The organism is Fibrobacter succinogenes (genome assembly GCF_902779965.1).
In the GTDB taxonomy this organism is placed as follows: Bacteria; Fibrobacterota; Fibrobacteria; order Fibrobacterales; family Fibrobacteraceae; genus Fibrobacter; species Fibrobacter succinogenes_F.
The window spans coordinates 13,472-38,379 of record NZ_CACZDK010000026.1 but is presented as its reverse complement, the minus strand read 5'-3'; the positions used below and the strand labels follow the sequence as shown (position 1 = coordinate 38,379).

At 44.2% G+C, this 24,908-nt stretch carries 19 protein-coding genes; 10 read left to right on the top strand and 9 right to left on the bottom strand.

What is annotated here, in order from left to right; all coding sequences use genetic code 11:
- Positions 1-19: 19 nt before the first annotated feature.
- From HUF13_RS12060 to HUF13_RS12030, 7 genes are all read left to right on the top strand, one after another.
- Positions 20-1,405 (top strand): hypothetical protein, encoded by a 1,386-nt coding sequence (locus tag HUF13_RS12060; RefSeq protein ID WP_173475368.1) that lies wholly within the window; start codon positions 20-22, stop codon positions 1,403-1,405.
- A 21-nt stretch (positions 1,406-1,426) separates the two neighbouring features.
- Positions 1,427-2,308 (top strand): hypothetical protein, encoded by an 882-nt coding sequence (locus HUF13_RS12055; RefSeq protein ID WP_173475367.1) that lies wholly within the window; start codon positions 1,427-1,429, stop codon positions 2,306-2,308.
- Between the two features lie 2 nt (positions 2,309-2,310).
- Positions 2,311-3,234, top strand: a complete 924-nt coding sequence (locus tag HUF13_RS12050; RefSeq protein ID WP_173475366.1) for a hypothetical protein — start codon at positions 2,311-2,313, stop codon at positions 3,232-3,234.
- Positions 3,235-3,255: 21 nt separating this feature from the next.
- Positions 3,256-4,014 carry a hypothetical protein gene (locus HUF13_RS12045; protein WP_173475365.1) on the top strand — a complete coding sequence of 253 codons (759 nt, stop codon included), beginning with the start codon at positions 3,256-3,258 and terminating at the stop codon, positions 4,012-4,014.
- Between the two features lie 305 nt (positions 4,015-4,319).
- Positions 4,320-4,679, top strand: a complete 360-nt coding sequence (locus HUF13_RS12040) for a hypothetical protein (RefSeq protein ID WP_173475364.1) — start codon at positions 4,320-4,322, stop codon at positions 4,677-4,679.
- Positions 4,655-5,365: a hypothetical protein gene (locus tag HUF13_RS12035; protein WP_173475363.1), complete on the top strand. Its 711-nt coding sequence runs from the start codon at positions 4,655-4,657 to the stop codon at positions 5,363-5,365. Before HUF13_RS12040 ends, HUF13_RS12035 begins: the two co-directional genes overlap by 25 nt.
- A gap of 251 nt (positions 5,366-5,616) precedes the next feature.
- Positions 5,617-7,098 carry an amidophosphoribosyltransferase gene (locus tag HUF13_RS12030; protein ID WP_173475362.1) on the top strand — a complete coding sequence of 494 codons (1,482 nt, stop codon included), beginning with the start codon at positions 5,617-5,619 and terminating at the stop codon, positions 7,096-7,098.
- Between the two features lie 201 nt (positions 7,099-7,299).
- On the opposite strand, the gene HUF13_RS12025 is transcribed toward HUF13_RS12030, so the two are convergent.
- The 6 genes from HUF13_RS12025 to HUF13_RS12000 all read right to left on the bottom strand — a co-directional run bounded on the left by HUF13_RS12025 (position 7,300) and on the right by HUF13_RS12000 (position 13,648).
- Positions 7,300-8,880 carry a hypothetical protein gene (locus tag HUF13_RS12025; protein WP_173475361.1) on the bottom strand — a complete coding sequence of 527 codons (1,581 nt, stop codon included), beginning with the start codon at positions 8,878-8,880 and terminating at the stop codon, positions 7,300-7,302.
- 231 nt (positions 8,881-9,111) lie between these two features.
- Positions 9,112-9,606: a hypothetical protein gene (locus HUF13_RS12020; protein ID WP_173475360.1), complete on the bottom strand. Its 495-nt coding sequence runs from the start codon at positions 9,604-9,606 to the stop codon at positions 9,112-9,114.
- Positions 9,607-10,004: 398 nt separating this feature from the next.
- Positions 10,005-10,160, bottom strand: coding sequence for a hypothetical protein (locus HUF13_RS12015; RefSeq protein ID WP_173475359.1), 156 nt, complete (start codon positions 10,158-10,160; stop codon positions 10,005-10,007).
- Positions 10,161-10,212: 52 nt separating this feature from the next.
- Positions 10,213-12,975 carry a valine--tRNA ligase gene (locus HUF13_RS12010; RefSeq protein WP_173475358.1) on the bottom strand — a complete coding sequence of 921 codons (2,763 nt, stop codon included), beginning with the start codon at positions 12,973-12,975 and terminating at the stop codon, positions 10,213-10,215.
- Between the two features lie 138 nt (positions 12,976-13,113).
- Positions 13,114-13,392 carry a DUF4160 domain-containing protein gene (locus HUF13_RS12005; RefSeq protein ID WP_173475357.1) on the bottom strand — a complete coding sequence of 93 codons (279 nt, stop codon included), beginning with the start codon at positions 13,390-13,392 and terminating at the stop codon, positions 13,114-13,116.
- Positions 13,376-13,648 carry a hypothetical protein gene (locus tag HUF13_RS12000; RefSeq protein ID WP_073114413.1) on the bottom strand — a complete coding sequence of 91 codons (273 nt, stop codon included), beginning with the start codon at positions 13,646-13,648 and terminating at the stop codon, positions 13,376-13,378. The genes HUF13_RS12005 and HUF13_RS12000 overlap by 17 nt, the downstream gene beginning before the upstream one ends.
- A 532-nt stretch (positions 13,649-14,180) precedes the next feature.
- On the opposite strand from HUF13_RS12000, the gene HUF13_RS11995 reads away from it, so the two are divergent.
- Both HUF13_RS11995 and HUF13_RS11990 read left to right on the top strand, forming a co-directional pair.
- Entirely contained in the window at positions 14,181-16,577 is a 2,397-nt protein-coding gene (locus tag HUF13_RS11995; protein WP_173475356.1) for a UvrD-helicase domain-containing protein, read from the top strand.
- Positions 16,578-16,835: 258 nt separating this feature from the next.
- On the top strand, positions 16,836-18,014 hold the full coding sequence (locus HUF13_RS11990) for an ORF6N domain-containing protein (protein ID WP_369697082.1): 1,179 nt from the start codon (positions 16,836-16,838) through the stop codon (positions 18,012-18,014).
- A 97-nt stretch (positions 18,015-18,111) separates the two neighbouring features.
- Here HUF13_RS11990 and HUF13_RS11985 read toward each other — a convergent pair whose 3' ends face one another.
- A complete protein-coding gene (locus tag HUF13_RS11985) occupies positions 18,112-19,569 on the bottom strand; it encodes a chloride channel protein (RefSeq protein WP_173475354.1) in 1,458 nt (485 codons plus the stop codon).
- Positions 19,570-19,771: 202 nt separating this feature from the next.
- On the opposite strand from HUF13_RS11985, the gene HUF13_RS11980 reads away from it, so the two are divergent.
- Entirely contained in the window at positions 19,772-22,870 is a 3,099-nt protein-coding gene (locus HUF13_RS11980; protein ID WP_304039121.1) for a CotH kinase family protein, read from the top strand.
- 148 nt (positions 22,871-23,018) lie between these two features.
- Here HUF13_RS11980 and HUF13_RS11975 read toward each other — a convergent pair whose 3' ends face one another.
- Positions 23,019-23,444, bottom strand: coding sequence for an ACT domain-containing protein (locus HUF13_RS11975; protein WP_173388933.1), 426 nt, complete (start codon positions 23,442-23,444; stop codon positions 23,019-23,021).
- Positions 23,445-23,461: 17 nt separating this feature from the next.
- Entirely contained in the window at positions 23,462-24,799 is a 1,338-nt protein-coding gene (locus HUF13_RS11970) for a phenylacetate--CoA ligase family protein (protein WP_173475352.1), read from the bottom strand.
- Positions 24,800-24,908 lie beyond the last annotated feature (109 nt).

Below are 24,908 nucleotides of genomic sequence, written 5' to 3'. Positions count from 1 at the left end.
TTTTTTGTAGTTTATAATTATGATAAAACGATTATTGCTTATTGTTGTTGCGTTTGCGAGTGCCGCTTGCGCAATTATTTTCAGTGTTCCTGAGCGTGCTTATCTTGAAGGCGGATCGGACCATTTCTATTTCAATGGCGAACAATGCCGCATTTTGACGTATCCGCTTAACGAATATATCGCCAAGCATTATTCGCAGTGGCCTTTTAGACCCTGGATTCGGGAATGGCATTACGCTCCGATGTATATGTATTATGGTCCTGAAAAAGGTGGTGGTTATTCAGCGTACTGGAGTATTCACGATTCTTCGCTTTACTTGGATAGTGTATTTGTAAAATCGTATTCGCGTTCAATTCATGTTCCTAAGGGATTTCCAGAAAAAACAGGGGAAGACCCTAGAATTGTTTCGGTAAGCATCCCTCCGCAAGAAATTGTTTTGAATACATCCGCTGAAAAACGAATTTTCAGACAGAAAAGCGAACCGTTATTTGCGGATTTTGTCAGTGATACTATAGGCTTTACATGTGAAAAGAAAAATTATGAATTCGTAGTCAAAAATGGTCGTATTTTATCATTGCCTAAACACAATTTGTCTAATATAAAGCGTTATCCTCAGAATAATTTGAATTATGGATTTTTTGATCCTCTAGGGTATAAAGAAGAACAATATGAAAAAAAACTTGAGATGTACCAAGAGACTGCATCTCCTTTTATCGCTTATTACAAAGTTTTAGATAGCCTTCGCCAAGAGCTTGATGATGTGGGCAATGAGTCGATTCTTGAAACATTCCGTGAAGACTCAAGATTTAAACGATTTGAGGATTTCTTTAATATCAAAGCTGTAGTCGGTCGCACTCGTACTGAAGATGATGTTGAGTATTCTGTTTATGTATCGCTGAAAGGGGAAACTCCTTTTAATGAGCTCGTTTTCCGTCTTGAAAAGTATGAAAAGTTTTATGAGGACCCGATTGAATCAGTCAAGCTTTTCTTAAAGACCTTGATTGCGATTCGTAAAAATCCGACTTTTGAAAAATGGTTGCGATATAAAAATTCTTTGATGAATTACACAGAGGTGACTTTGACTTATCGAGATTCATTGGGCCTTTTCCGCCCTATTCCAAAAGACGCTGCTTGGAAAAATGTGGGGATGAGAGGAGGATATGTTGGATCGCTGCAATATGGAGATTATTATGAATTCGCTTTGAGCGATAGTGGTGATGTCCTTGTGCCTACGGCTTGGGAGTCTGAAGGTGATAAATTGCTTAATATCGAAGATGATAGACCTTATTTTAGAGGTTTTAAACGTCAGGCGGAAATAGCTGAAATGTACGACCATTTCTATGATTACATCATTATCCGCAACGATGGTTCAATCGAATACGGCCCGAAATCGGGAAGGTGGTAATTTTTGACAAGGGTAGTTTTGATGATAAAGAAAATTAGTTTTGTTGTTTGCTTGTTACTTTTTGGGGATGCTTTTGCATGTAAATCCATGCCTAGTCCTCCTTGTTTGCTCATTAGATGTCCGGGCTTTGGCGATATGGGTTGTGCACGACTCGATCCGAAATTTAAGGATTTTGAAAATTTTTTTGATGTTAAAAAAGTTCGCCATTTATGCGGAGAAAGTTTTACTTTTTATGTAACGCCTAAAGTTAAAATACCGTTTGAAAATATAATTTTTAAATTCAATATGGCGTTTGCAGATAGTTCGTTTAAAAAATCTCCATTAGATGTTGTAGAGTCTTTTAAGACAATGGCGGCTGCTATCCATAAAAATCCATCTTTCGAAAAATGGTTGGAAAGAAATGCTAGGGAACGAGTAGAGAAAAAAATGCCCCATCAATTATTAGTTTATGAAAATATTGCAAAGATATACAATCAAAAAGAGATATATGTTAAGGGTAAATCTTGGTGGAACGAGCCTATAGAAAATGTTTGGAATAAAATAGGAATGTCTGGTAAATATGTTGGTACGTTATCTTTTTGTGAAGCTCCAGATTTTTGCGAAGTTGTTGAAAGCTGTGGAACTCCAGATTTTTTGTTGGGTGATAATGGGGACGTTTTCGTTCCAGAAATATGGTTGTGGAATTCTAAAAAAGAAAAGATAAGATTGAAACAATGCAAGGTTCAAAAATCTTCTAAAGGAATTTTATCATACGTTGAAGACTTTCTGTGCAATCATTCTCTAGTCTCAGAAAAACGTTGCGCAGAATGGCGTTCAAAATATTATAAGACTGAATATTGCGACTACCTTATCATCCGCAATGATGGTACAATCGAATACGGCCCGAAATCGAGGGATTTGTAATCATGCATAGAAAAATTTTATTTGTTGTTTTTGTTTGTGCGGCTTTGGTGCATGCTGAGCCAAGTGCGTATGATTTAGAGCTTGTTCGCCAGGATTCGAGATTTGTTGAATTTGAAAAATTTTTTGATATTGAAAAAATACAAAAAGAAAATATTCTTTTTTGCACTTCGGATCGGAGAGGGCGTGAGGAAGAATTTAAAAGACAATCTTTTTTGGGGGGTAGTGTAAGTAAAGTTTGTACAGTTACGGGCTATAAATATAAAATTTATGCAAATCCCAAAGCAAAAATGCCGTTTGGAAAATTATTTTTTGAATTTGTTTTAAAAAAAGAATCTAAAACGTTAAATGAAAATCCGCTTCATGCGGTTAATCTTGTGAATGAAATTTATAAAGCGGTTCGTAAAAATCCTTCATTTGAAAAATGGCTTGAAAATAAGAATCTGCAACTGAAAAATAATGAGGTGACTAGTGTTGAATTCAATAGAGATGAAAATGTATGGAAAAAAGTAGGGATGTTTGGAGAATATATGGGAACATTAAAAATTAGCACGGAAATGCAATTTTGCGGACCGAATAGGTGGAGTGGTGGCAGTAGTTGTGATATCTTGTTTTTTGATCATTATAATTTTATGTTAAGTGACGACGGCGATGTACTTGTTTCAAGTATTTATAGACCTAACGAAAAAAAACTTTTAGATGTTGTTTTGGAAGATAGTTATTCTTCTTTTCGCATGCAAGAATGTAGAGAACCTAAATCCAAAAGAGTTTCGTCTTACGTTGAACACATGTTCTGTGATTATTCGATAATATCCAAAGATTATTGCGTTGAATCTCTTTCGAAGTATAATATGTCTGAATTCTGCGATTACATCATCATCCGTAATGACGGTTCAATCGAATACGGCCCGAAATCAGGGAATATGTAAGTTTTTATGAGGGTGGTTTTGATGATAAATAAAATTAGTTTTGTTGTTTGCTTATTACTTGTTTGGAATGCTTATGCTTTTAAATACAAGCCAGGTCCTTGTTCTAATAAAGTCATAATAAATTTAAATATTTGTCCAGGCGTCCGTGGTGATATGGATTGTGCGCGACTCGATCCTAAATTTAAGGATTTTGAAAATTTTTTTGATATTGAAAAAGTAAGAACAGATAGACGGTTAGATAGTCATTGTGAAGAAGGCGGAAAGTATTTTACCTTTTATGTAACGCCCAAAGCTAAAATACCGCTTGAAAGTATAATTTTTAAATTCGAAATGACTTTTGGACATAGTTCGTTTCTGAAATCTCCAATAGATGCTGTAGAATCTTTTAAGACAATGACGGATGCAATCCATAAGAATCCATCTTTCGAAAAATGGTTGGAAAAAAATGCTAAGGAACGTCGTGCAGAGGAAAAAGAGTCTAATCAATTATTAGTTTATGAAAATATTGCAGTGATAGAAAAACAAGAAGATGTGCGTATTATGGGCAAATCTTGGCATGAACCTATCGAAAATATTTGGAATAAAGTAGTAATGTCTAGTGAATATATTGGTACGTTAGCTTTTTGCAAGGCTCCGAATCGTAAGTCTAATGTTGGACATAGGTCTAAAGTTGAACATTGTGGATCACCTGAATTCTTGTTAGGTGATAATGGGGATGTTTTCGTTCCTGAAATAAGGATATCGTTATGGAATTCTAAAAAAGAAAATATATTAGATTGAAACAATGCAAGGTTCAAAAATCTTCTAAAGGAATTTTATCATACGTTGAAGACTTTCTGTGCAATCATTCTCTAGTCTCAGAAAAACGTTGCACGGAATGGCGTTCAAAATACTATAAGACTGAATACTGTGACTACCTTATCATTCGCAATGACGGCACAATCGAATACGGCCCGAAATCAGGGAATATGCAAAAATTAATCGAGTCCCTTTGCCTGTGAAATTTATTTTTCACGCTTTTACAACATTGCCATAATTCAGATTTCTATTTTAGAATAGGATAAATTCATGTTGCTGGAATTGGAATGAAACTTGGAAAAATTTTATTTATTATTTTGTTTGTATGTGCTGCCTCGGTTTGTGCTAAAGAACAATCTTCTTCTGTTGGTATTCTCAAACCCTTAGCTAAAACTAAGCCTTGGTCCACGTTGTATGCCGGGGATTCCTATGCGTTGAACAAAGCTCGCCAAGATTCGAGATTTGTTGTATTTGAAAAATCTTTTAATGTTACAAATGTGATAACTCGACCAGTCTATGAGCTGGGTGGTGATAATCCTTGCTGTGTAATTGCTGAAGATTATTCGGTTTACGCAACACCTAAAGTGGATAAGTTTTTTGAAAATTTGAGTTTTAGATTTGATTGGCGTTTTCAGGAAAAAAAATAGGATGTTTAATTTCCACTAATATAGAAAGTTTAATTCACACTAATGTAGGAATTGCGGCTAATACGAAGTCGTTTAATGAATCGCCGATAGATGAAGTTAAATTGTACGAAAAAATTAAAAAAACTATTTATAAAAATCCTTCATTTGCAAAATGGCTACAGCAAGAGAGCCTAAGGTACAAGGGAGAATCTGAAAAATCGTATGTCGCTAAAATCAGTTATGATAAACATATAAATGATGGAGCTTGGGGCTCTTCTATAGATTATGTATGGAAAAATATTGGTTTGTCAGGAAAATATGTGGGGACATTGCAAATGGGGTTTGAAAGCGAATATCGTGGTCGTCTGATTCAATGTGGTCATAGGTGGGGTTATCGTTTTTCTTTTCAGTATGAATTTATGCTGAGTGATAACGGTGATATTCTTGTTTCAAAGCTTTTTTTTGTGAGTGATGAACATTTTTTAGCATCCGTTCTCAATGGAGGCTATTCACATATAGAACGATGTAAAGAACCGAAAAAAGTTGGCATTCCATTTGATTGCTATTATTCAATAAATTCTAACGAAAAATGCCAAAATCCGTTTTCAAAAACGGATGTTCCGTATAGGTTCCCTCAATTCTGTGACTACCTCATCATCCGCCATGACGGTTCAATAGAATACGGCCCCCAAAGCGGAAATCTATAATTTATATTTTTGTTACATGAAAAATGATGGACCCTATCAGGGCCACGCCCCTCCAGGGTGACAGGTTGCACAATGTGTGGGTTCACTCCAGTGATACAGTTTTAAAACGTTGCTTTCCTATCACGTCATGGCGGACTAGATCCGCCATCTTTCTAGCTTACAGAAATATTTTTTTTGCGTTGATGTCTTTGCATATGGCGCAAGATTTCTATTTTTTCGCTGGAAAAATCCTTTTCATCTAGGAGTCTTATATGGGCGGCTTTTGTGGTGTTATTTCCAAAGAAGATTGCGTTTGTGATCTCTTTTACGGAACCGACTACCATTCTCACCTCGGAACCCATCGCGGCGGTATGGCTGTTTTGAAATCAGATGGAGTTTTCCATCGCTCGATTCACAACATCCAGAACACTCCGTTCCGCAGCAAGTTCGAGCACGATCTTTCACATTTTTCCGGCAAGGTTGGCTTAGGCGTCATCTCCGACACGGATCCGCAGCCGCTCGTCATGACCTCCAAGCTGGGAACGTTCGCGATTGTGACTGTTGGTCTCATTACGAACATTGAAGAAATCAAGGAAGAACTCTTCCGCAACAATTGCATGCAGCTCCAGTTCTCGACGACGAGTGGAATGGTAGGACCGACCGAAGTGGTGTCGGCCCTTATTGCTACTCAGGATTCCATCATCGATGGTCTCAAGTACGTTCAGGACAAAGTCAAGGGCAGCTGCTCCGTGCTCATCATGGATAGCCAGGGCCGCTTCTACGCTTGCCGCGACAAGTGGGGCCGTACGGCAATTATCCTCGGCAAGAAGAATGGCGCTATGATTGCCTTGCAAGAAAGCTGCGCTCTTCCGAACCTTGGTTACGAATACGTTCGCGATCTTGGTCCAGGTGAAGTGGTTGAACTCACGCCGGATGGCGATACAACGCTTGTTGAACCGCGCAAGAAAAAGGCAATTTGTTCGTTCCTTTGGGTGTATTACGGTTACCCGGCCTCCAGTTACGAAGGACGCAATGTTGAAATGACTCGCTACCGTTGCGGTTCTGCTCTTGCCAAGCGCACCCCGACCGAAGCCGATGCCGCTTGCGGTATTCCGGATTCCGGCACGTCTCACGCTTTGGGTTATGCTCATGAAGCTGGCATCAAGTTTGCTCGCCCGTTCGTGAAGTACACTCCGACTTGGGCACGTTCCTTTATGCCGCAGGACCAGCGCCAGCGCGAACATGTCGCCTCGATGAAGCTCATCCCGATTCCGGAACTCATCAAGGACCGTCGCCTCGTTTTCTGCGATGACTCCATCGTTCGCGGAACACAGCTCGGTAAGCAAGCCCAGAAACTTTATTCGATGGGCTGCAAGGAAACGCACATGCGTATTGCTTGCCCGCCGCTCGTTTATCCGTGCAAGTTCATCAACTTCTCTCGCTCCAAGAATGAATACGACCTCATCACGCGCCGTTACATTCGCGACCAGGAAGGTGAAAACGCCGATCTCGACAAGTACACCGATCCGAATGGCCAGCCGTACAAGGACATGGTCGAATACATCCGCAATAAGCTGAACCTCACGTCGCTTGCGTTCCAGCGCATTGACGACTTGATCCAGGCTATCGGCCTCCCGGAAGAAGACCTTTGCACTTACTGCTGGACTGGCAAGGACTACGCCGAAACGGGTGACTGCTATCATTGCCCGTGCCATTGCAGTGAATGCCACGACAAGGAAAAGGATAAGGAATAATCCGTCATCTCGTCATGGGGCTTGCCCCATCCAGTAACATAATTACATTAGAACTTTAACTGGATTCTTCAAGGCTTCGCCTTTCAGAATGACGGTAGAGAATTGAAAAATCCGACCTCATGTGAGGCCGGATTTTTGTTAAACAGAAAAGTCCCGCACTCTGTGCGGGACTTTCTACATAAGGAGATTGCTATGATTTTTTTATTTTGACTGAGCGATAACTTGAGGTGCGCAGGTTCCGCTGTTGTACGGACCGATTGCTTGAATGTTGAAGTCGTATTCGCCTGATTGTGCCTGTATTTTGAATTTGAGATTTGCGAGATTCTTTGCTGCTTCTTCACCGGTAAGCGTTTTTTTGCCACTGTACCAAGACGGCTGCTTGAAGCTAGACCACGGAATGAACTTTGTTGTGCCTGAGATGCTCTTGGGAAGTATTATGGCAGGATTGGCATAGCCGATTGCTGCGTCCATTTCTTCGCCAAGGCCCATTTCGAGAACCGGTTGTGTACTGGATGTGTATGTGATGCAGACGCCGCCCATGGCAGAGGCATCAACTATATCAGCTTTACCCCCGTCATACGATTCTCCTGCCAAATTGAAGCCTACAGCTACATACGGCTGATATACCAGTGAACCCTGATCGAGGACTGCTTTTCCGCAAAGACCGCCGCAGTGTTCAATAACGGGATCCTTAGCTTCTGGATCGTATTCATTGCCTATTTCCACAGGCCAAATGATTGTAGACATGCCACCATCAACATTGTCACTATAGGTGAACCAGTAGCCGGAGGTTTCGGTGCCGTTGTCGTATCCGGTAATGATTTGTGCGGAACCAGACGTGCCGAACCAAGTTTCAAAGTTGTTCGGTTGCGGAACTGGTGGCTTTGGCGGATCAATCGGCGGAATTTCTTGGGAAGTAAAGTCAAGCGATGCTGGAACGCCCGTGCAACCATCTAAGCTCCCGACTTCTGTAATGTTGAAACGGTAGTCACCCTGATTAGCTTGGAAGCGGAAACGTAAAAGAGCGAGCTGCGTTGCTCCTTGGTCGCCAGACATTGTAAATGCTCCAGTGTACCAAGAAGGTTGCTTGAAGTTAGACCATGGAATGAACTTTGTTATGCCCGAGGTGGCTTTGGGAAGAGTGACCATGGGATTGGCGTAACCGAGTCTAGCGTCAATGTCATCGGTAAAGCTCATTTCGAGAACTACAGGAACTTCGGATGCGTAAGATACGCATACGCCACCCATGCTTGAAACATCAGCGGCAGCGGGTTCACCGAATTCTGTTTCTCCGGCAATTGTGAATCCAACGCCTACAAAAGGTGGGTATGGTAAGTTACCCTTTCTTAAGGTGGCTGTACCGCAAATACCATTGCAGTGTTCAACGACTGGCTGTAGAGATTCATCGCTGTATACATCTCCTATTTCCACAGGCCAAATGATTTTGGATTCGCCACCGTCAGCTTTATCGGCATAGCTAAACCAGTAGCCGGAAGTTTCGGTTCCGTTGTCTGCACCTGTGATGATACGCTGATCGCCGTCTGTTCCGCGCCAAGTCTGGAATGCAGAGTGCTCGCTGTTAGAAGAGTCCGGCAAAATGGCGCTGGATGATGATACCGGTGTTGGTACAACATTGCTTGATGAACTTATCTGTGGTTTCGGATCTCCTGGATTGGGATCTGCGGGGATGAAGTCGTTGATGAGGTCACATGCTGTGAAGAGTGTTGACACAGCGGCTACGCCCAAAATCGAAGCTTTAGAGAATTTTTTTGTTCTTATCATCAGAGTATCCTCCTGTTTGATTGTCTGATGCTAAGAATATAAATAACCTTGGACAAATGCGTTACAGTTTGTTACTTTGTGTAATTACTTTGTATATAAAACACACTTCTGTATTATACTACACTTCGTATCATATAATACAAAAGTTTAATGAAATGTCTTTATAATACACGTTATGTTCGTATAGAATACGATTATTACTTTTTTATGTTAAAAAACTTACACTACGGATTAATAGCTGGTTTGGCTGGTTTTATATCGCTTGTATGCCGAAATGTAGTCTTCATCGGAAGTCTTTTTTGCTTTTTGGCGGCTTGAGCTAGAAGCAGTCTTGCTGCTGGAACTTGATGCAAATGGCGAAATGTCCCATCGTGCGGCGTTTTTCTGGCTTTGGATCCTTTTATTGCGTGCGCTAAGATACTCATTGATTGGAACTACAACATCGGCTCCAAGGAATCCTTCTGGGCATCTGTTGTATTTTTCATCGTCATTTTTATCAAGAACCGAAATGAGGAATGGAACTTCTTTATAACCGTATTCTTTTGAACCGTAGATTGTAGAATCGCGCCTTGCGGAGATGTTCATCAAGTTGCATCTGCTGTTCACATTGTGCTTGAATATGCATTTGTCCGTATAGGAACATACAAGGCCTTCGTTTATGTAAAAGTCGTATTTTTCGCCATCGGATGCTTCAATCGTTATTGATTGCCTTTGATCTGCAAGCATGAGCAACGTTACGCAGCCCGTTAAGGGTATTGTTGACGTAATTACGAATAAAAGGCATAGTATTCTTTTGATAGAACTCATAACAATTGCAATATACTAAATGAACGTTTTGAGGAAAACAAAGAAAGCTCCGTTCACTGACGGAGCTTGCGTTTCACAAGATGAAATGCAATGCTTACGGATTGCAATACTCTACGGCCCTTCGGCAGGCTCAGGGACCTTCAAGTTCACTGAGCCTAGTCGAAGTGAACTGCTATCTACTTCAGTTCTTTCAATGCCGCTTCGTTTTTGGCAATGATGGGCACTTTCGCTTCGCTCAAGTGCCAAATGCTGGCCTCGGTCATGTGCAAATAAATTTGCCCGCGACTCTCGCCCTACGCATTTGTCTTGCTGAGAAATTATCGCAGATCCTTCAGGGCTGCTTCGTCCTTGGCGATAATTTCTCTCTGTGTAGCGAGCTTGGTGCGTTCGGCGTTCACGACAGCTTCCGGAGCGCCATTGACGAACTTCTGTACTTTCGCTTCGCTTAAGTACCAAATGCTGGGCTCGGTCATGTGCAAATAAATTTGCCCGCGACTCTCGCCCTACGCATTTGTCATTGGAGAGCTACTTTAGTTCTTTCAATGCCGCTTCGTTTTTGGCGATGATATCCTGCTGAGTAGCCAACTTTACACGTTCAGCATTGACAACGGCCTCCGGTGCTCCTGAGACAAACTTTTGGTTAGAAAGTTTTTTCTCGATAGAAGCGGCGAATGCCTTTGCCTTTTCGATTTCCTTTTCGAGGCGTGCGATTTCTGCAGCCGGGTCAAGGATACCTTCGAGCGGGATGTAGAGTTCGCCACCCGGCACCACGGAGCTTGCGCTGAACTTCGGCTTTGCAGCCTTAACAGCTACAGAGAACGATTCAAGTCCACCGAGTTCGGTGATGATTGCCTGGCAGTCCTTCACGCTAGCTTCGGTTTCGGCGGTGTCGACGCTCACGACAGCCTTGAGCTTGGTAGCCGGGCTTACGTTGTAGCGACCGCGCACGCCACGCACACTTTCCACGACGGCGAATGCCTGGTTGAAAGCGGCTTCGATCTTGGCGTCGATGAGGCTTGTGTTAGCCTTCGGCCATGCGCTGTTGATCACGCGTTCAGAACCCGGGAAGAGCGTTGCGTTCAGTTCTTCCGTGATGAACGGCATCACCGGATGCAACAGGTCAATCACGCCGCGGAGCACGTGGCTGAGGATTGCCATAGCGTTCTTCTTTTCGGCGGTGAGCGTTTCGCTGTTGATCACGGCCTTCTTGATTTCCAAGTAGCTTGAGCAGACATCGTCCCACACAAAGCGGTAGAGGAAGCCGGCGAGTTCAGCAAAGTGGAACTCTTCGAGCATCTTCGTTGCGTCCTGGATGGTGGAGTTCAAGCGAGAGAGAATCCAGCGGTCTTCGAGTGCGAAGATCGAAGAATCCATCGGGAGCATTTCCTTGGAAAGTGCGCCTGCCTGTTCCAAGTGCGGGAACAAGAAGCGGCAAGCGTTCCAGAGCTTGTTCGAGAAATTACGACCAATTTCGAACTTTTCGCTCGTGTTGATGACGGAGCCATCTTCCTGCTTTTCCTTCTTCACCGGGAGACGAACGTCCTGGTTGTCGGTGCAGAGGCTTGCCATCACGAAGCGGAGAGCGTCCGTGCCGTACTTCTTTTCGATATCCATCGGGTCCACGCCATTGCCCTTGGACTTGCTCATGGTCATGCCATTGCCGTCCAAAATCTTCGGGTGGATGTACACCGTGTGGAACGGAACCGTGCCCATGTTCTCCTGGCTGAAGAGCACCATGCGGGCGACCCAGAGCGTGATGATGTCGCGGCTCGTCACGAGCACAGAAGTCGGATAGTACTTCTTGAGCGTGTCCGTCTGTTCCGGCCAGCCCATCGTGGAGTGCGGCCAAAGGCCACTGGAGAACCACGTGTCAAGCACGTCTTCTTCCTGTACAATCTTGTGACAGGCAACAGCGTCTTCGGAGAGGTTTTCTTCTTCGGAGCAGATGAGCCAGATGCCGTTCTGTGCCTTGTAATAGTAAATGTCGTTACGGCCTGCGAATGCCTTGCTCAAGTCCTCTTCGGTCGTCGTTTCGTCGGCGTGCCAAATAGGAATGCGGTGGCCCCACCAGAGCTGACGGCTGATGCACCAGTCGCGCTTTTCCTTGAGCCAGTCGAGGTACTTGTTCGCATAACGTTCCGGAATAATCTTGATTTCGCCGCTCGTGACAGCCTTCATGGCGTTGTCGGCGAGAACGTCCATCTTCACGAACCACTGGTCGCTCAAGTACGGTTCAATCACAGTCTTGGAACGGTCGGAATGACCCACCTGCATTTCGTGGTCTTCGACCTTGATGAGGAGGCCGAGATCTTCGAGACCCTTCACCACAGCGTCGCGTGCGGCCTGACCCTTCATGCCCTGGAACGGACCGGCGTTCTCGTTGAGGCTGCCGTCGTCGTTCATGATGTTGATCATCGGGAGCTTGTGGCGGAGGCCCGTTGCATAGTCGTTCGGGTCATGAGCCGGAGTCACCTTCACGGAACCCGTACCGAATTCCATATCCACGAGAATGGCATCTGCAATCACCGGAATTTCGCGGTTCACGAACGGAACCTTGAGCATCTTGCCGATGAACTGCTTGTAGCGTTCGTCGTTCGGGTGCACAGCGAGAGCCGTATCGCCCATGATCGTTTCCGGACGCGTCGTCGAAACCGGGATAAAGCCCGAACCGTCGGCCAACGGATACTTGAACGTCCAGAAGTGCCCCTTCACAGTTTCGTAATAAATTTCATCGTCGGCAACAGCGGTCTGGAGCTTGGTGTCCCAGTTCACGAGACGCTTACCGCGGTAGATAAGACCCTTCTTGAAAAGGTTGAAGAATGCGTGGCGGACAGCCTTTGCGCAAACCGGGTCGAGCGTAAAGCGCTGGCGGCTCCAGTCGCAGCTCACACCGAGGCTCTTCAACTGCTTGGTAATACGGGCTTCGTATTCGTCCTTCCACTTCCAGATGCGTTCGACGAGAGCTTCGCGGCCGATATCGTGGCGGGTCTTGTGCTCGTCCTGGAAAAGTCTCTTTTCGACGACAGCCTGCGTGGCGATACCAGCGTGGTCCGTGCCCGGAATCCAGAGCGTGTCGCGGCCAGTCTTGCGGCGATAGCGGACGAGGATATCCTGAAGCGTGTCGTTCAGGGCGTGACCCAGGTGCAATGCACCGGTTACGTTCGGGGGCGGAATGACGACGGAGAAAGGTTCACCCTTTCCGCTCGGGGCAAAATCATTATTCTTTTCCCATTGGTCGTGCCAACGGTCTTCTACAATTTTCGGGTTGTAACGTGTTTCCATTTCCATAGTGGGCACAAATGTAGAAAAAGTGGTTGGTGGTTAGTGGTTAGTGGTTAGGAATGTAGCGGGAAATGCGATGAAAAATGCAGGAAGGAATGCGTCGCTTTTCTATGTGAATGCGGATATTATGCGATTTACATGTCTTTAGCAGAAATACGATATCTCGTTAAAGAATTCCGTCCATTTTTTTACAACCTCTTCATTACGTGCCTCGATAATTCGGAGAATGTTCTGCAAAACATGTGGGTTGATATGCGAATTATTATGAGCCAAGAGACATTTCCCGGCCTTCGTAACCCAAATTTTAGTTGCGTTTGCAGATGGCAAGCCTTCCGACACATGGATGTGAATTGGTTCTAATGGATTATTCTCGTTAGACCAGAAATAAACCCAAAACGATCCGATCTTAAAGATTTGCGGCATTGCTAAACCCGCCTTTCTGAGAAAATTCCATTATCAAATGAGCCGTAGACTCAATCACTTTCTTATAGCGATCGATTTCCTCATCTGAAAATCCGAATATATCTTCCCATGTATAGGAGGGTAAGTAGCATGTTGCCCGGTGGAAGCCATCCTTTGCGTCGGGCTTCTCAATGTATACCTTGACGCGACCGTCCTTTCCCATTTCGGAATGGACTATTTCGGCGTTATCGTCAAGTGTCATGAATGGGTACATCATATTGCTTACGGGCAATATAACATTTTTCGGCCTATCTTGGCTAGTAGTCATATTTACTCCTTCCCGCAAACATGCATGAAATTGCGGGTCTTGAAATTTGAACATTTGTGCACTAAAAATAAATCAAAAAGAAGCTGTTTGTCAATATCAATTTGAAATTTTTTTTGATTGGAGGGGAAAAGCGTTAGACTTTCGCTACGCTCAAGTCTCAACTGTTCGGCTCGGTTATGACAGCTTGCGAGCAATCTGTCGCAACGCTCGCCTTATACAGTTGTCCCCTCGCTTCTTATTCGTCGTCATTCCGGCCTCCGAGCCGGAACCTAGCCGATTCATCCGCGCACCCCTTCGAGCGGGGCGCTCAGTCGCCGCGCCCCGCAACGCCCCGGGCTTGTATTTATTGTAAATGTTGATGGAAAAGGGTGTTTATAGATGTTCTTTTTAAATTATATTCCTGAATATGAAATCCCATTTAAATTCAACGACATTGTGTTCTTCTTTTATAAAAGATTATGTTGATCATCAAAGAACTAAGATGGTTGTGTTAGAACAAGAATGTTGTGATTTGATTCAAAAAATAAAGACCTGCCAAAATGGTATGGATGCAATTTTTTCGAATTCTGATGAATATATTTCAGATGAAAAAATTGATTTGTGGAAAAAGCAAAATCAAGCTTTTGTTAATTTGCTGAAAAAAAGATCCCCAAAAATATTTGAAAAAATATCATTTTATTCGTCTTACAAGGAATCTTGGGAACAGTTCTTTTTGTTGCTAAAATCGTTGTTTCAACGGCAGAAATCTCATAACGATAATGTCGTTGCTATTCGTATAGCTGATGCTAAAAAAGTAATTGGCAACATCAATGGATTCTGTTTAGATGACCAACAATTGCAGTGCGTTGTTTCTGATGCTCGTAATCAACTAGTCATTGCTGGTGCAGGGACGGGAAAAACAACAACTATTGTGGGAAAAGTTAAGTATTTGCTCAAGAAAGGAATGTATAAGCCTAACGAAATATTGGTATTGTCTTTTACAAATAGAACAGTTGAGGATATGAGAAAACAGCTTGATGCTAATATTGGTGTTCCGATAGATGTTTGTACTTTTCATTCTTTGGGTTATGATAAGGTTCTTGCTAAATATGAAGGCAAACGAGCTGTATATGATGGCAAAAATCTTTATAGGTTTATTAGTGGACAACTTCAAAAGGTAATGGGGAGTATAGACTATTTAAGTCTATTATGTGATTTTTTGCTATATGATAAAGAAAAATCAAAAAGTATAGATTGTTTTAAAAACCTTGAGGAATACGATCAATACATAAAAGATAATCCGCCGAAAACGATTGATGGAATTTCTGTTAAGAGCTATGGCGAAATGGATATTGCTAATTTTCTATGGCAAAATCAAATTGCATATGAATATGAAAAGCCTTATAAATTTTCAACTGCTACCGAAAATTATCGACAATATCAACCTGATTTCTATTTACCACAATACAATATTTACATTGAATATTTGGGAATCAATCGGCAAAAACGAGTGGCGGATTTTTTTACTGGAAAGAATGGGAAAAATGCATGTCAAACATATTTGGATGGGATTGCATGGAAGAGAAAAATTCATAGAGAATATAATACCAAATTTGTAGAATGCTTTGCTTTCGAAAAGTTTGAAGGAAATCTTCTTGATAGTTTGAAACAAAAGCTTGTTAATCAAGGGGTTGTGTTTAAGCCGCGCTCTGCAAAAGAAATATGGGAAATCTTAAAAAGTGTATATGAAAGTAATATGATGCTCGAAAGGATTTCTTTGCTTTTTAGATCAATGCTGAATAAGGCTAAAACAAATGGATTGTCAATTGAAAAACTTTATGAAAAAAACAGGCTTTATCGCAATAGATTAGAGCGTATCTATAATAACGATTTATTGCATCTGTTTGAACCGATTTATAGAGCGTATGTTGATATGCTCTTGACGACGAATCAAATAGATTTTAGCGATATGATTAACGGAGCTATAAATTATATTAAAAATGGAAAATATAATAATCCGTACAAAATGGTGATTGTTGATGAATATCAGGATATGTCGAAGTCAAGATATAACTTATTAAAAGTACTTCGTGATTCTTCTGATTTTAGATTGTTTTGTGTTGGTGATGATTGGCAGAGCATTTATCGATTTGATGGTAGTGATGTTAATTACATTCTAGAATTTGAAAAGTATTGGGGACCGACGGAAAAGAAAAAAATAGAAACTACTTATAGATTTCCAAAACGCCTCATTGAAGTTAGTAGTCGCTTTATAATGAAAAATCCTGCTCAGATTAATAAACTATTGAGAACGCCATTAAAAGATGATGGTTATGTATTGGGTGAAGAATTGTGGAAATGGAGATTGCTAGAACTGCCTCGTGATAGTAAAGTGTTCTTTCTAGGTCGTTATAAAGATGATGAAAAAATTATGAAAAAACTTTTGAAAGATTTTGTAGTGAAAAATAATGATGGAGTTTATAAAATTCTTGCTCGTGAGGATTTGTCTATTAGTTTTTTAACGATTCATGCATCAAAGGGGTTGCAGGCCGATTATGTTTTCATTTTGAATACTAAGAACGGCAGGTATGGTTTTCCGAGTAAAATTGAAGATGCTCCTATAATGAAGTTGTTTGCAGAAAATTCTGAGAGGTATCCATTTGCGGAAGAACGACGTCTTTTTTATGTGGCAATGACTCGTGCAAAGAAAAAAGTGATTTTTGTTACTCCAACAAAAAATGAAAATGCGTCTTGTTTCTTCAAAGAAATTAAAGATGATTACGGCATGGATCTAAATACTGAAATATGGACATGTCCTAGATGTGGTGGTCGTTTAAAAAAACAGAATGGTCCTTTTATAGGTTGTGTAAAATGCGAATTTAAAAGAAATGTGGACTAAAACTAAAAATGGAAACATAACTTTTAAATTGAAAGAAAGTCAAAATAATAGATCAAGTTTAAAATGAATGAGAAAAAATATCCCACCTCTTGACGAATGGTGTACGTTTGTGTATTTTATAAACGTAGAATTTGTATTTGCGGATTTTTTGCTTGTTCCGCAAAGGAGTGAAAAATGAAAAAAGTTATTGCCGCTGCCACAAGTGTTGGCGAAGTTGAAGTTTCGGCAAAGTCTGAATTTTCCCTGATTGATGAGAATATGCTCAAGTCTCGAATCTATACGATTCGTGGGCTCAAGGTAATGCTTGATGCCGATTTGGCTGAGATTTACGGGTATAGCACTAAAGCATTCAATCGACAGGTCAAGAATAATATTGAAAAATTTGACGAGGATTTTCGCTTTCAGTTATCAAACAGCGAAATTGAAGAACTTTCAAGGTCAAAAAATTTGATTTTAGAACCTCAAAATTCTTTGAAATTAGCCAATTTTGAGCCAAAAGACAACTTGAGGTCAAAAAAATTGACCTCAAGTGACGGGAGTAAATTTGAGTTGCAAGATATCTTGAGGTGCAAAAATTGCACCTCAAGTTGGGGCGGTGTTAGGTATGCACCTTATGCATTTACCGAGCAGGGCATTTATATGCTCATGACGGTTCTCAAGGGCGAGCGTGCTACGGCTCAAAGCAAGGCTCTTATCCGCCTTTTTAAGCAGATGAAGGACTACATTGTTGCTGAAAATCAAAGTTTGCTGGGGTCTGATGGTATAGCTCAAATTGCTTCCCATACGGTTCAGAATGCGAAGGATATTGCCGAGATTCGTGACGGTCTTGCCGAGACGCGTGAAGATGTTTCAGTGATGAAGTCGGACCTTCAAAAAGTTATGGAAAATTTCATTGATCCAAGCACTTTCAAACATTTCTTGATTTTGAACGGGCGTAAGCTGGAAGCGGATGTCGCCTATATGCAGATTTATGGCTTGGCAAAAAAGTCAATTACGATTGTCGATGATTACATTGGCGTGAAGACTCTGGACTTGTTGCGTGAAATTGCCAAGGGAGTAGCTGTAACGATTTATAGTGATGAATGTGGCTTTGAAACGTTAACGGATCGGATGCAGAAGGATTTCTTAAAGGTACGCCCCGACATCTCGTTAAATGTGTATGAAACGAACGGAAAATTTCACGACCGCTATATTTTCTTGGATTATGGATTAAAAAGCGAGAAATTATTTCACTGCGGGGCATCGAGTAAAGATGCTGGCAATAAAATCACTACGATTATGCAAATTGAATACACGGAAGCGTATCACAACATCATTGCTATGCTAAAGGAAACTGCCAAAAACACGAAAACTTCTTCGCTCGATAAAAGAACTTTAATTGGTGAAAATGCCAATTTTAATGCTAGTACACAGAAAAGTTCACAGAAAAGTACATAGAAAAGTACACAGTTGTGAAGAATGCTTAATCGGATTTGATAAGCAAAAAAGTCGCCCGCTGTGCGGACGACTTTTTGTAATGAAAAGACTTCGCTTTTTAAATCTTTATCCTAATCTTCTTCTGCTTATAAATCGATTGTCCGCCATTGCAGATGTAGGCGACCGTGCAGACGATGAAAAATGCGGGGAGGCAATCGAATCCGAAGATTTCGCCTGCGATGAGGATGGGCGCCCAAAGCGTGTTGCTTGCGCTCGCGAAAACGGCGGCAAGGCCGAGTGCTGCGGCGAGTGCAACGGGCATTCCGAACATTCCCGCAACGAATACGCCAAACGTAGCGCCGATGGCGAAAAGCGGGGTCACGACACCGCCTACGAATCCGGCGGAGAGTGTGAGTATCGTGAGCGCGAATTTTATAACCCAATCATACCCGGTGACGTTCCCAATTAAGTCGGCGGTTCCGGCGGCACTCCCCGTAGCATTCCCGGCGGCAGTTCCAACAGCATCGGCTGTTCCTACAACATTCGCGGCATCCCCAATCAAGTCTGCATTTCCGGTGATTCCAAAACACATGTCCAACAAGTTTGTTCCAAGTCCGGCGTAACGTCCCTGGAAAAATACGAGCAGCAAAGCGCTTATCCCAACGCCCATAATTGCGATTCTTTTTATGTTGTTCGGAAACTTCTTTGCGAAAAAGTTTTGCGAGAGTCCGAGGAGCTTTGCAAAACCGCCACCGACAATTCCGAAGAGCACGCCCATCAGCGCGAGCTTCACGAGGAACTTGCCGTCGAGCGCACCTTCGTTCGTGAAAATGTTTGCTGAAAATCCGCTCGCATCAAGAAGCGAACTCAAGTCAACGCTGAACTTGTGGAATCCGAGCTTGCTCGAAACTTTGCAGGCGGTAAATGCTGCGGCTGCAGCGGGGAACAATGCGGAAAGTTCCAAATGTCCAACTAACAGAACTTCTAATGCGAATGCGGTCGCAGCCATGGGGGCTTGGAAAATTCCGGCGAAGCCAGCGGCCATGCCTGTGACGAGCATGATGTGCGCTGCGTTTTCGAATGGTAACTTTTTACTTATGTTGTACGAAAGTGCAGAGCCGATTTGCATGGCGGCGCCTTCGCGGCCTGCGCTTCCGCCAAAGAGTTGCGTAATCCAAGTGCTCACGGCTGCCATGGGGATGGCGACCAGCGGAAAGTCCGTTTCTTTGTTGAGGCCGACGGCAAAGACTTGGTCCATGCCGCGTTCCGTCCAGCGTCCCCATTTCTTGTACGCGAATGCGATTGCAGCTCCGCCAAGCGCGAGTGCCGGGATAAAGTATAACGGGTTTGCGTCACGAATTGCAGAGAGTCTGTCGCTGATGTCGCCGAAGCATGCTGTGAGTGCACCGATGACGGCTCCGAGTGTGATTCCAATCACGACGAATGTCGGCGTGGCGAGCCACTTGAGTAACTTTTCTTTAATGCGAGCTTTTGCCATTTTCATCATTTGCTCTTTCATTTCGGGGCTGAACTGATTGAACTGTTGACTCGCCTTACTAAAATCGCTGAAATTCATGAAATTTCCTTTTTGTGCAACGAAAAATTTTCACAAAATTTAGTAAAATGGAACGTCTTGTTCCGCTTTTTTCTGTGTTGTCAAATGCTCAATCCTTTTACAACGCGTATCTAAAAAAAGAATGACGTGCTTTGTTCATCAATGTATAATTAAGCAATGGATTGGATTGTGGTGTATCGCTAAAAAAATCAAGGGAATCGAAATGAATCATTTTTCGAAAATAGCGCTTTGTGGGATTGGTTTTGGCTTGATGCTCTCCGCATGTGGAGACTCGAACGATTCAAATTTGAGCCCGATGGGACCTGATGCTGGTGAAGTTAGCTCCGATGCTAATTCAGGTTTTGGACTTGGGCTTTCGAGTTCGGCTGGTGTTTTACCAGGCATTTCTTCGTCTGGAATTCCGGGCGTGTCAGCATCGTCATCATCCCAGATGGTTTCGACGAATTCATCGCCTGTTATTGTGAATTCCTCGAGTTCTTTTGCGATTCCGCAGAGTTCTAGCGTTCAAGAAGTGATTCCTCAGTTCCTGGGGAACAGCCCGGTTTTCTTCTCTGAAATTTCTCCAACAAATGCGAATCTCAAGGACAATGACGGTAATGATCCGGGATGGGTCGAATTCTATAACTCGTCCGATGCTCCTGTGAGTTTGAAGGGCTATTCTCTTACGGATGATTTGACAAATCCGCGTCGTTGGGTCTTTGGAAACGTAACTGTTCCGGCCAAGAGTTTCATGGTGGTGTTCCTTTCGGGCAAGGACTATGCGGATTATGTTTTGCCTTCTGATTCCCTCAACTTGGTGGGCTCCGATTGTAGTTCAGAATCTGCAGCCGGTAGCGCTGGCGGTTTCAACTTCCCGGGAATGGGCGGTGATTGGGGCGGCGGCATGCCCGGCATGGGTGGTAATCCTGGTGCTGGTGGAAATACTGGCAACAATGTTCAAAATCTTCAAGGCAAGTCTTCTCTTTGCTTTAGCGAAGGCGGAGCTCAGCAAATCGGTGCTGTGATGAAGGTGGCTCAGGGCGGTTCTTATTCCCGCGTTGTGGTCAAGTCTAATAACGCATCGAAACTAAGCAAGGCTAATCAGATTGTGGTCCGTGGGTTCATTACCAAGAATCACAAGATTCGCGTGAACTTTAAGGAAGGCGAAAACATTAGCAATTGGACTGGCAAGAATCTTCGCGGTACGGGCGATTTGTCGTCGGTGTATTACGTTCGTTTGGATGACAATGCAAAGGATTTGAATCGCAATCAAATTACGGCAATGACTTTTGCTACTGAAACTCAGGGCAGCGAATCAACGACTATCCAGATTACATCGGTGATTGCTCGCAATCGCGGACACGAACCGCATGCGTCGTTCAAGGTCGATAAGGATGGCGGTGCATTGTACTTTATAAATGCCGAAAATGCAATGCTTGACTCTGTGCGTTTTGGTGCTGTTCCGACGAATGCTTCTTGGTCTCGTGATGGCGCTGGCAAGTGGGGCTTTGCTCTTCCGTCGCCTTATGGCAATACGCTTGGCGAAGTCTTTACGGAACAAGTGCAAGTGGCCGAAGTGAATATTCCGCCTTCTGGATTCTATTCTTCTGCGGTGTCGGCTACGTTCCCAACGGGCACGCGTTGCGAACAGGGCGGTGCTGAACCGACTGCAAATTCTCCGGTGGTACAGACAACGTTGACGATTAACGCCACAACCGTTTTGCGTTGCCGTACTTATGCTACGGGCTCTTACCCGAGTGAAGAAATCAATCGTACTTATGTTTTTGAACAGCAACCGTCGCTCGCTGCAATCTTTGTGACGACCGATCCGCTTTCGATGTTCAGCCCCGATTCCGGTCTTTACATGACGGGTAATGGCGCTGCAATGATGGACCCGAAAAAGGGTGCGAACTTCTGGAGCAACCGTGAACTCCCCGTGTATGTCGAAATGTTTGAACCAGGTAAGCCGAAAACGCCTGCGTTTGGCATCAAGGGCGATTACAAGATTACAGGGCAGTATAGCCGTGCAAAAGAAAAGAAATCGTTTGCAATTACCTTGCGCGAAGAATATGGCGACAAACGCTTGAAATACACCTTGTTCCCGGATTATCCGGAACTCAAGAAGTTCAAGGCTTTCTCGTTCAGAAACTTCGGTAACAACAGCGGTGACGATTATTTGCGCGACCGCTTGGGAACTTCGATGACGGAAGGTCTCGGCGTTGATTATCAGCGCGGCCGTTATGTTGTCGTGTATTACAATGGCAAGTATTATGGTATCCATGACTTGCGCGAACGTAACAATGAATATTATTACGAAACCAAGTACGGCTATGACCCGAACGATATAGACCTCGTCGCGACCACGTCGAGCGGCACCAATGAAGCTGCCGCCGGTTCTGCCGCTGATTATAAGGCTATGATAGATTGGTTACAAAGTAATAATTTGACCTCTGATGCGAACTATAAAAAAATTGCAGACCAGATTGATGTTGACAACTTCATGAATTACATGCAGGCGGAAATGTTTGTGAATAACAGTGACTGGCCGCATAACAACTTGAAGAAATGGCGTGTTGCAAGCCAGAAGACCAAGTGGAAATGGTTCATGTACGATGTGGACTTTGGCTTTGGCGTGTCTTACAATACCCAGAATGGCAACGTGTTTAGCTACGTGACAAACGCTAGCGGTACACAGGGCATGGGTGGCATGAATTTCCCTGGTATGGGTGGCGACTTCGGCGGCGGCAACTGGGGCGGTGGCTTCGGCGGGCAGCAACCGCAAATGGCTGCAGCAAATGGCGGTATTTCGGAACATACAATTCTTATCAGTCGCTTGCTTGAAAATGCAAACTTCAAGAATGCGTTTATCAACCGCTTTAGCGTGCTCCTTTCGATGAACTTCTCTGCCGACAGGCTTTTGAAGCGAATTAACGATTTGCAGTCTCAGGTGGAATCCGAAATGACTCGCGATCAGCAGTTCTGGAACTACAACGCTTCTTCGATGAGCAATAACTTGCAGACGATTAAGTCGTTTGCACAGTCGCGCCAGGCTACGGTTCGTGAGCAGATGGTATCGTTCTTCTCGCTGGGCTCGCCTGTCGAAATGACACTTGCCTCGCAGGGCTCGGGCACAATTCTTGTGGATGGCCTCGCTTTGGATCAGTCTTCGATGAGATTGACGTTCTACACGGGCGTGCCGGTAACGCTTACGGCTCAGGCAAAATCTGGCGCAGTGTTCACGGGCTGGAGCGATGGCGTGACCGATGTGACCCGCAAGGTGAACCCAGGCGAAGTGACCTCGTTGAGCGCTGTGTTTAGATAAGCTAGATGAATGTTGTAAGTGCTCGGCTCTGCCGGGCATTTTTTCTGAATAAAAAAAACGGCTAAACGGTTGTTCCGTTTAGCTGTTCTTTAACTAGTAATTAGAACCAGTAACTTTGGCGGGATTCGATGAATCTCGCCAATCTCAACTATCCGAGCATTTCTTGAGTGCTGAGAGTCTTGAAGTTCTTTGCTTCCAAGACCTTGAGCGCCTTTTCGGTATCGCTAAAGCGAAGAATCATGATGTTCGTTGCAGCCTTGCATTCGGACGGGTATGCGTACATGTAGTCAATCTGCAAGTCGCCAAGAACGTCCAAAAGATCGGCGAGCCCGCCGACTCTGTCTTCGACAGGGCAAGCGACAACGTCGGTAATCGTGGCGCTGAGGCCGGACTTTTCGAGCACAGCAACAGCTTTTTCGGAGTCGTTCACAATCAGGCGGATAAGGCCGAATTCGCCGGAATCGGCGAGCGTGAGCGAGAGAAGGTTGATGCCTGCGTCAGCGAGTGAACGGCAAACAGCCTGGAGACGACCCGGACGGTTCTGAACAAAAACGGAAACCTGTGGAATTTTCATTTTTTTCTCCTTTCTTCTTAAATCTTCTTTCTGTTGTCAACAACTCTCTTTGCCTTGCCTTCGCTGCGCGGCAGAGAATCCGGTTCGCAGAGCGTGACAATCACAGAGATGCCAAGAATCTGTTCGATGGAGTGCTTGAACTTCTTGGAGAGCTGTTCCATATCGCTCATGGAGTCGCTCACCATGTCGCGAGAAACTTCGACCTTGACTTCGAGCGTGTCCATGTTGTTCTTGGTGTCGAGAACAATCTGGTAGTGCGGCAATGCCTTTTCGGCGCGGAGGAGTGCCGTTTCGATCTGGCTCGGGAACACGTTCACGCCGCGCATGATAATCATGTCATCGCTACGGCGGCCAATGCGGCGGATACGGCGGATGGTACGGCCGCAGGCGCACTTGGTCTTTTCGATAGCGGTGATGTCGCGGGTGCGGTAGCGCAAAATCGGCATAGCGCGCTTGCTGAGCGTGCTGATGACGAGTTCGCCTTCTTCGCCGTCCGGAAGCGGTTCGAGCGTTTCCGGATCGACAATTTCGGGGTAGAAGTGATCTTCGAAAATGTGGATGCCGTCGCGGCATTCGCATTCGCAACCAACGCCCGGGCCAACAATTTCAGAAAGACCGTAAATGTCGTAAGCCTTGATGCCCGTCTTTTCTTCGATGTAGTCGCGCATGCCATCGCTCCACGGTTCTGCACCGAAGATACCGCGCTTCACGTTGAGCTTGGAAATGTCGACGCCCATCTTTTCGGCAACGTCGATAATGCGGACAAAATAACTCGGAGTGCCACCGACAGCGGTCACGCCAAAGTCTTTCATGAGCATCACCTGGCGTTCGGTATTGCCGCCGCTAATCGGCACGACTGTGGCGCCGAGTGCTTCGAAACCGCCGTGAATGCCAAGGCCGCCAGTGAAGAGGCCGTAGCCGTAGAAGTTCTGCACAATGTCCGTGCTGCGGAAACCGCAAGCGAGGAGGCCGCGCTTGACAACCTGTGCCCAGACTTCCATGTCTTCCTTGGTGTAACCGACGACAATCGGCTTACCGGTGGTGCCGGAGCTTGCATGCAAACGCACGACTTCGCTCATATCAACAGCGAAAAGACCGTACGGATAAGTGTCGCGAAGGTCCTTCTTCATGGAGAACGGAATCTTCACGATGTCCTTCAGAGTCTTGATGTCTTCGGGCTTGACACCTTTTTCGACCATGCGTTCATGGAACAGCGGGACCTTCTCGTAGGCGAGCTTCACGGTTGCGCGCAAACGCTGCAACTGCAATTCGCGTAATTTTTCTTCGGGCATAAAGTCAAGAGCCATTTCGGGCAAGACTTTGTTTTCTTCGTCGTTCCAAGCTGTAGATCGCATAGTATCCTTCAATAGAGGGTGTGAGTTAAATTTTTTCGACTTAAATATAAATAATGCGCTTGCGTTCCGACTAAATAAAGAGAGTTTCTTTTTCTTTGCGAAAAAAAAC

Coding starts and splice junctions, on each gene's coding strand:
- HUF13_RS12060 (WP_173475368.1), top strand. CDS start 20: ATGATAAAACGATTATTGCTTATTGTTGTTGCGTTTGCGAGTGCCGCT.
- HUF13_RS12055 (WP_173475367.1), top strand. CDS start 1,427: ATGATAAAGAAAATTAGTTTTGTTGTTTGCTTGTTACTTTTTGGGGAT.
- HUF13_RS12050 (WP_173475366.1), top strand. CDS start 2,311: ATGCATAGAAAAATTTTATTTGTTGTTTTTGTTTGTGCGGCTTTGGTG.
- HUF13_RS12045 (WP_173475365.1), top strand. CDS start 3,256: ATGATAAATAAAATTAGTTTTGTTGTTTGCTTATTACTTGTTTGGAAT.
- HUF13_RS12040 (WP_173475364.1), top strand. CDS start 4,320: ATGAAACTTGGAAAAATTTTATTTATTATTTTGTTTGTATGTGCTGCC.
- HUF13_RS12030 (WP_173475362.1), top strand. CDS start 5,617: ATGGGCGGCTTTTGTGGTGTTATTTCCAAAGAAGATTGCGTTTGTGAT.
- HUF13_RS12025 (WP_173475361.1), bottom strand. CDS start 8,880: ATGATAAGAACAAAAAAATTCTCTAAAGCTTCGATTTTGGGCGTAGCC.
- HUF13_RS12020 (WP_173475360.1), bottom strand. CDS start 9,606: ATGCTTGCAGATCAAAGGCAATCAATAACGATTGAAGCATCCGATGGC.
- HUF13_RS12015 (WP_173475359.1), bottom strand. CDS start 10,160: ATGACCGAGCCCAGCATTTGGTACTTAAGCGAAGCGAAAGTACAGAAG.
- HUF13_RS12010 (WP_173475358.1), bottom strand. CDS start 12,975: ATGGAAATGGAAACACGTTACAACCCGAAAATTGTAGAAGACCGTTGG.
- HUF13_RS12005 (WP_173475357.1), bottom strand. CDS start 13,392: ATGCCGCAAATCTTTAAGATCGGATCGTTTTGGGTTTATTTCTGGTCT.
- HUF13_RS12000 (WP_073114413.1), bottom strand. CDS start 13,648: ATGATGTACCCATTCATGACACTTGACGATAACGCCGAAATAGTCCAT.
- HUF13_RS11995 (WP_173475356.1), top strand. CDS start 14,181: ATGGTTGTGTTAGAACAAGAATGTTGTGATTTGATTCAAAAAATAAAG.
- HUF13_RS11990 (WP_369697082.1), top strand. CDS start 16,836: ATGCTCAAGTCTCGAATCTATACGATTCGTGGGCTCAAGGTAATGCTT.
- HUF13_RS11985 (WP_173475354.1), bottom strand. CDS start 19,569: ATGAATTTCAGCGATTTTAGTAAGGCGAGTCAACAGTTCAATCAGTTC.
- HUF13_RS11980 (WP_304039121.1), top strand. CDS start 19,772: ATGAATCATTTTTCGAAAATAGCGCTTTGTGGGATTGGTTTTGGCTTG.
- HUF13_RS11975 (WP_173388933.1), bottom strand. CDS start 23,444: ATGAAAATTCCACAGGTTTCCGTTTTTGTTCAGAACCGTCCGGGTCGT.
- HUF13_RS11970 (WP_173475352.1), bottom strand. CDS start 24,799: ATGCGATCTACAGCTTGGAACGACGAAGAAAACAAAGTCTTGCCCGAA.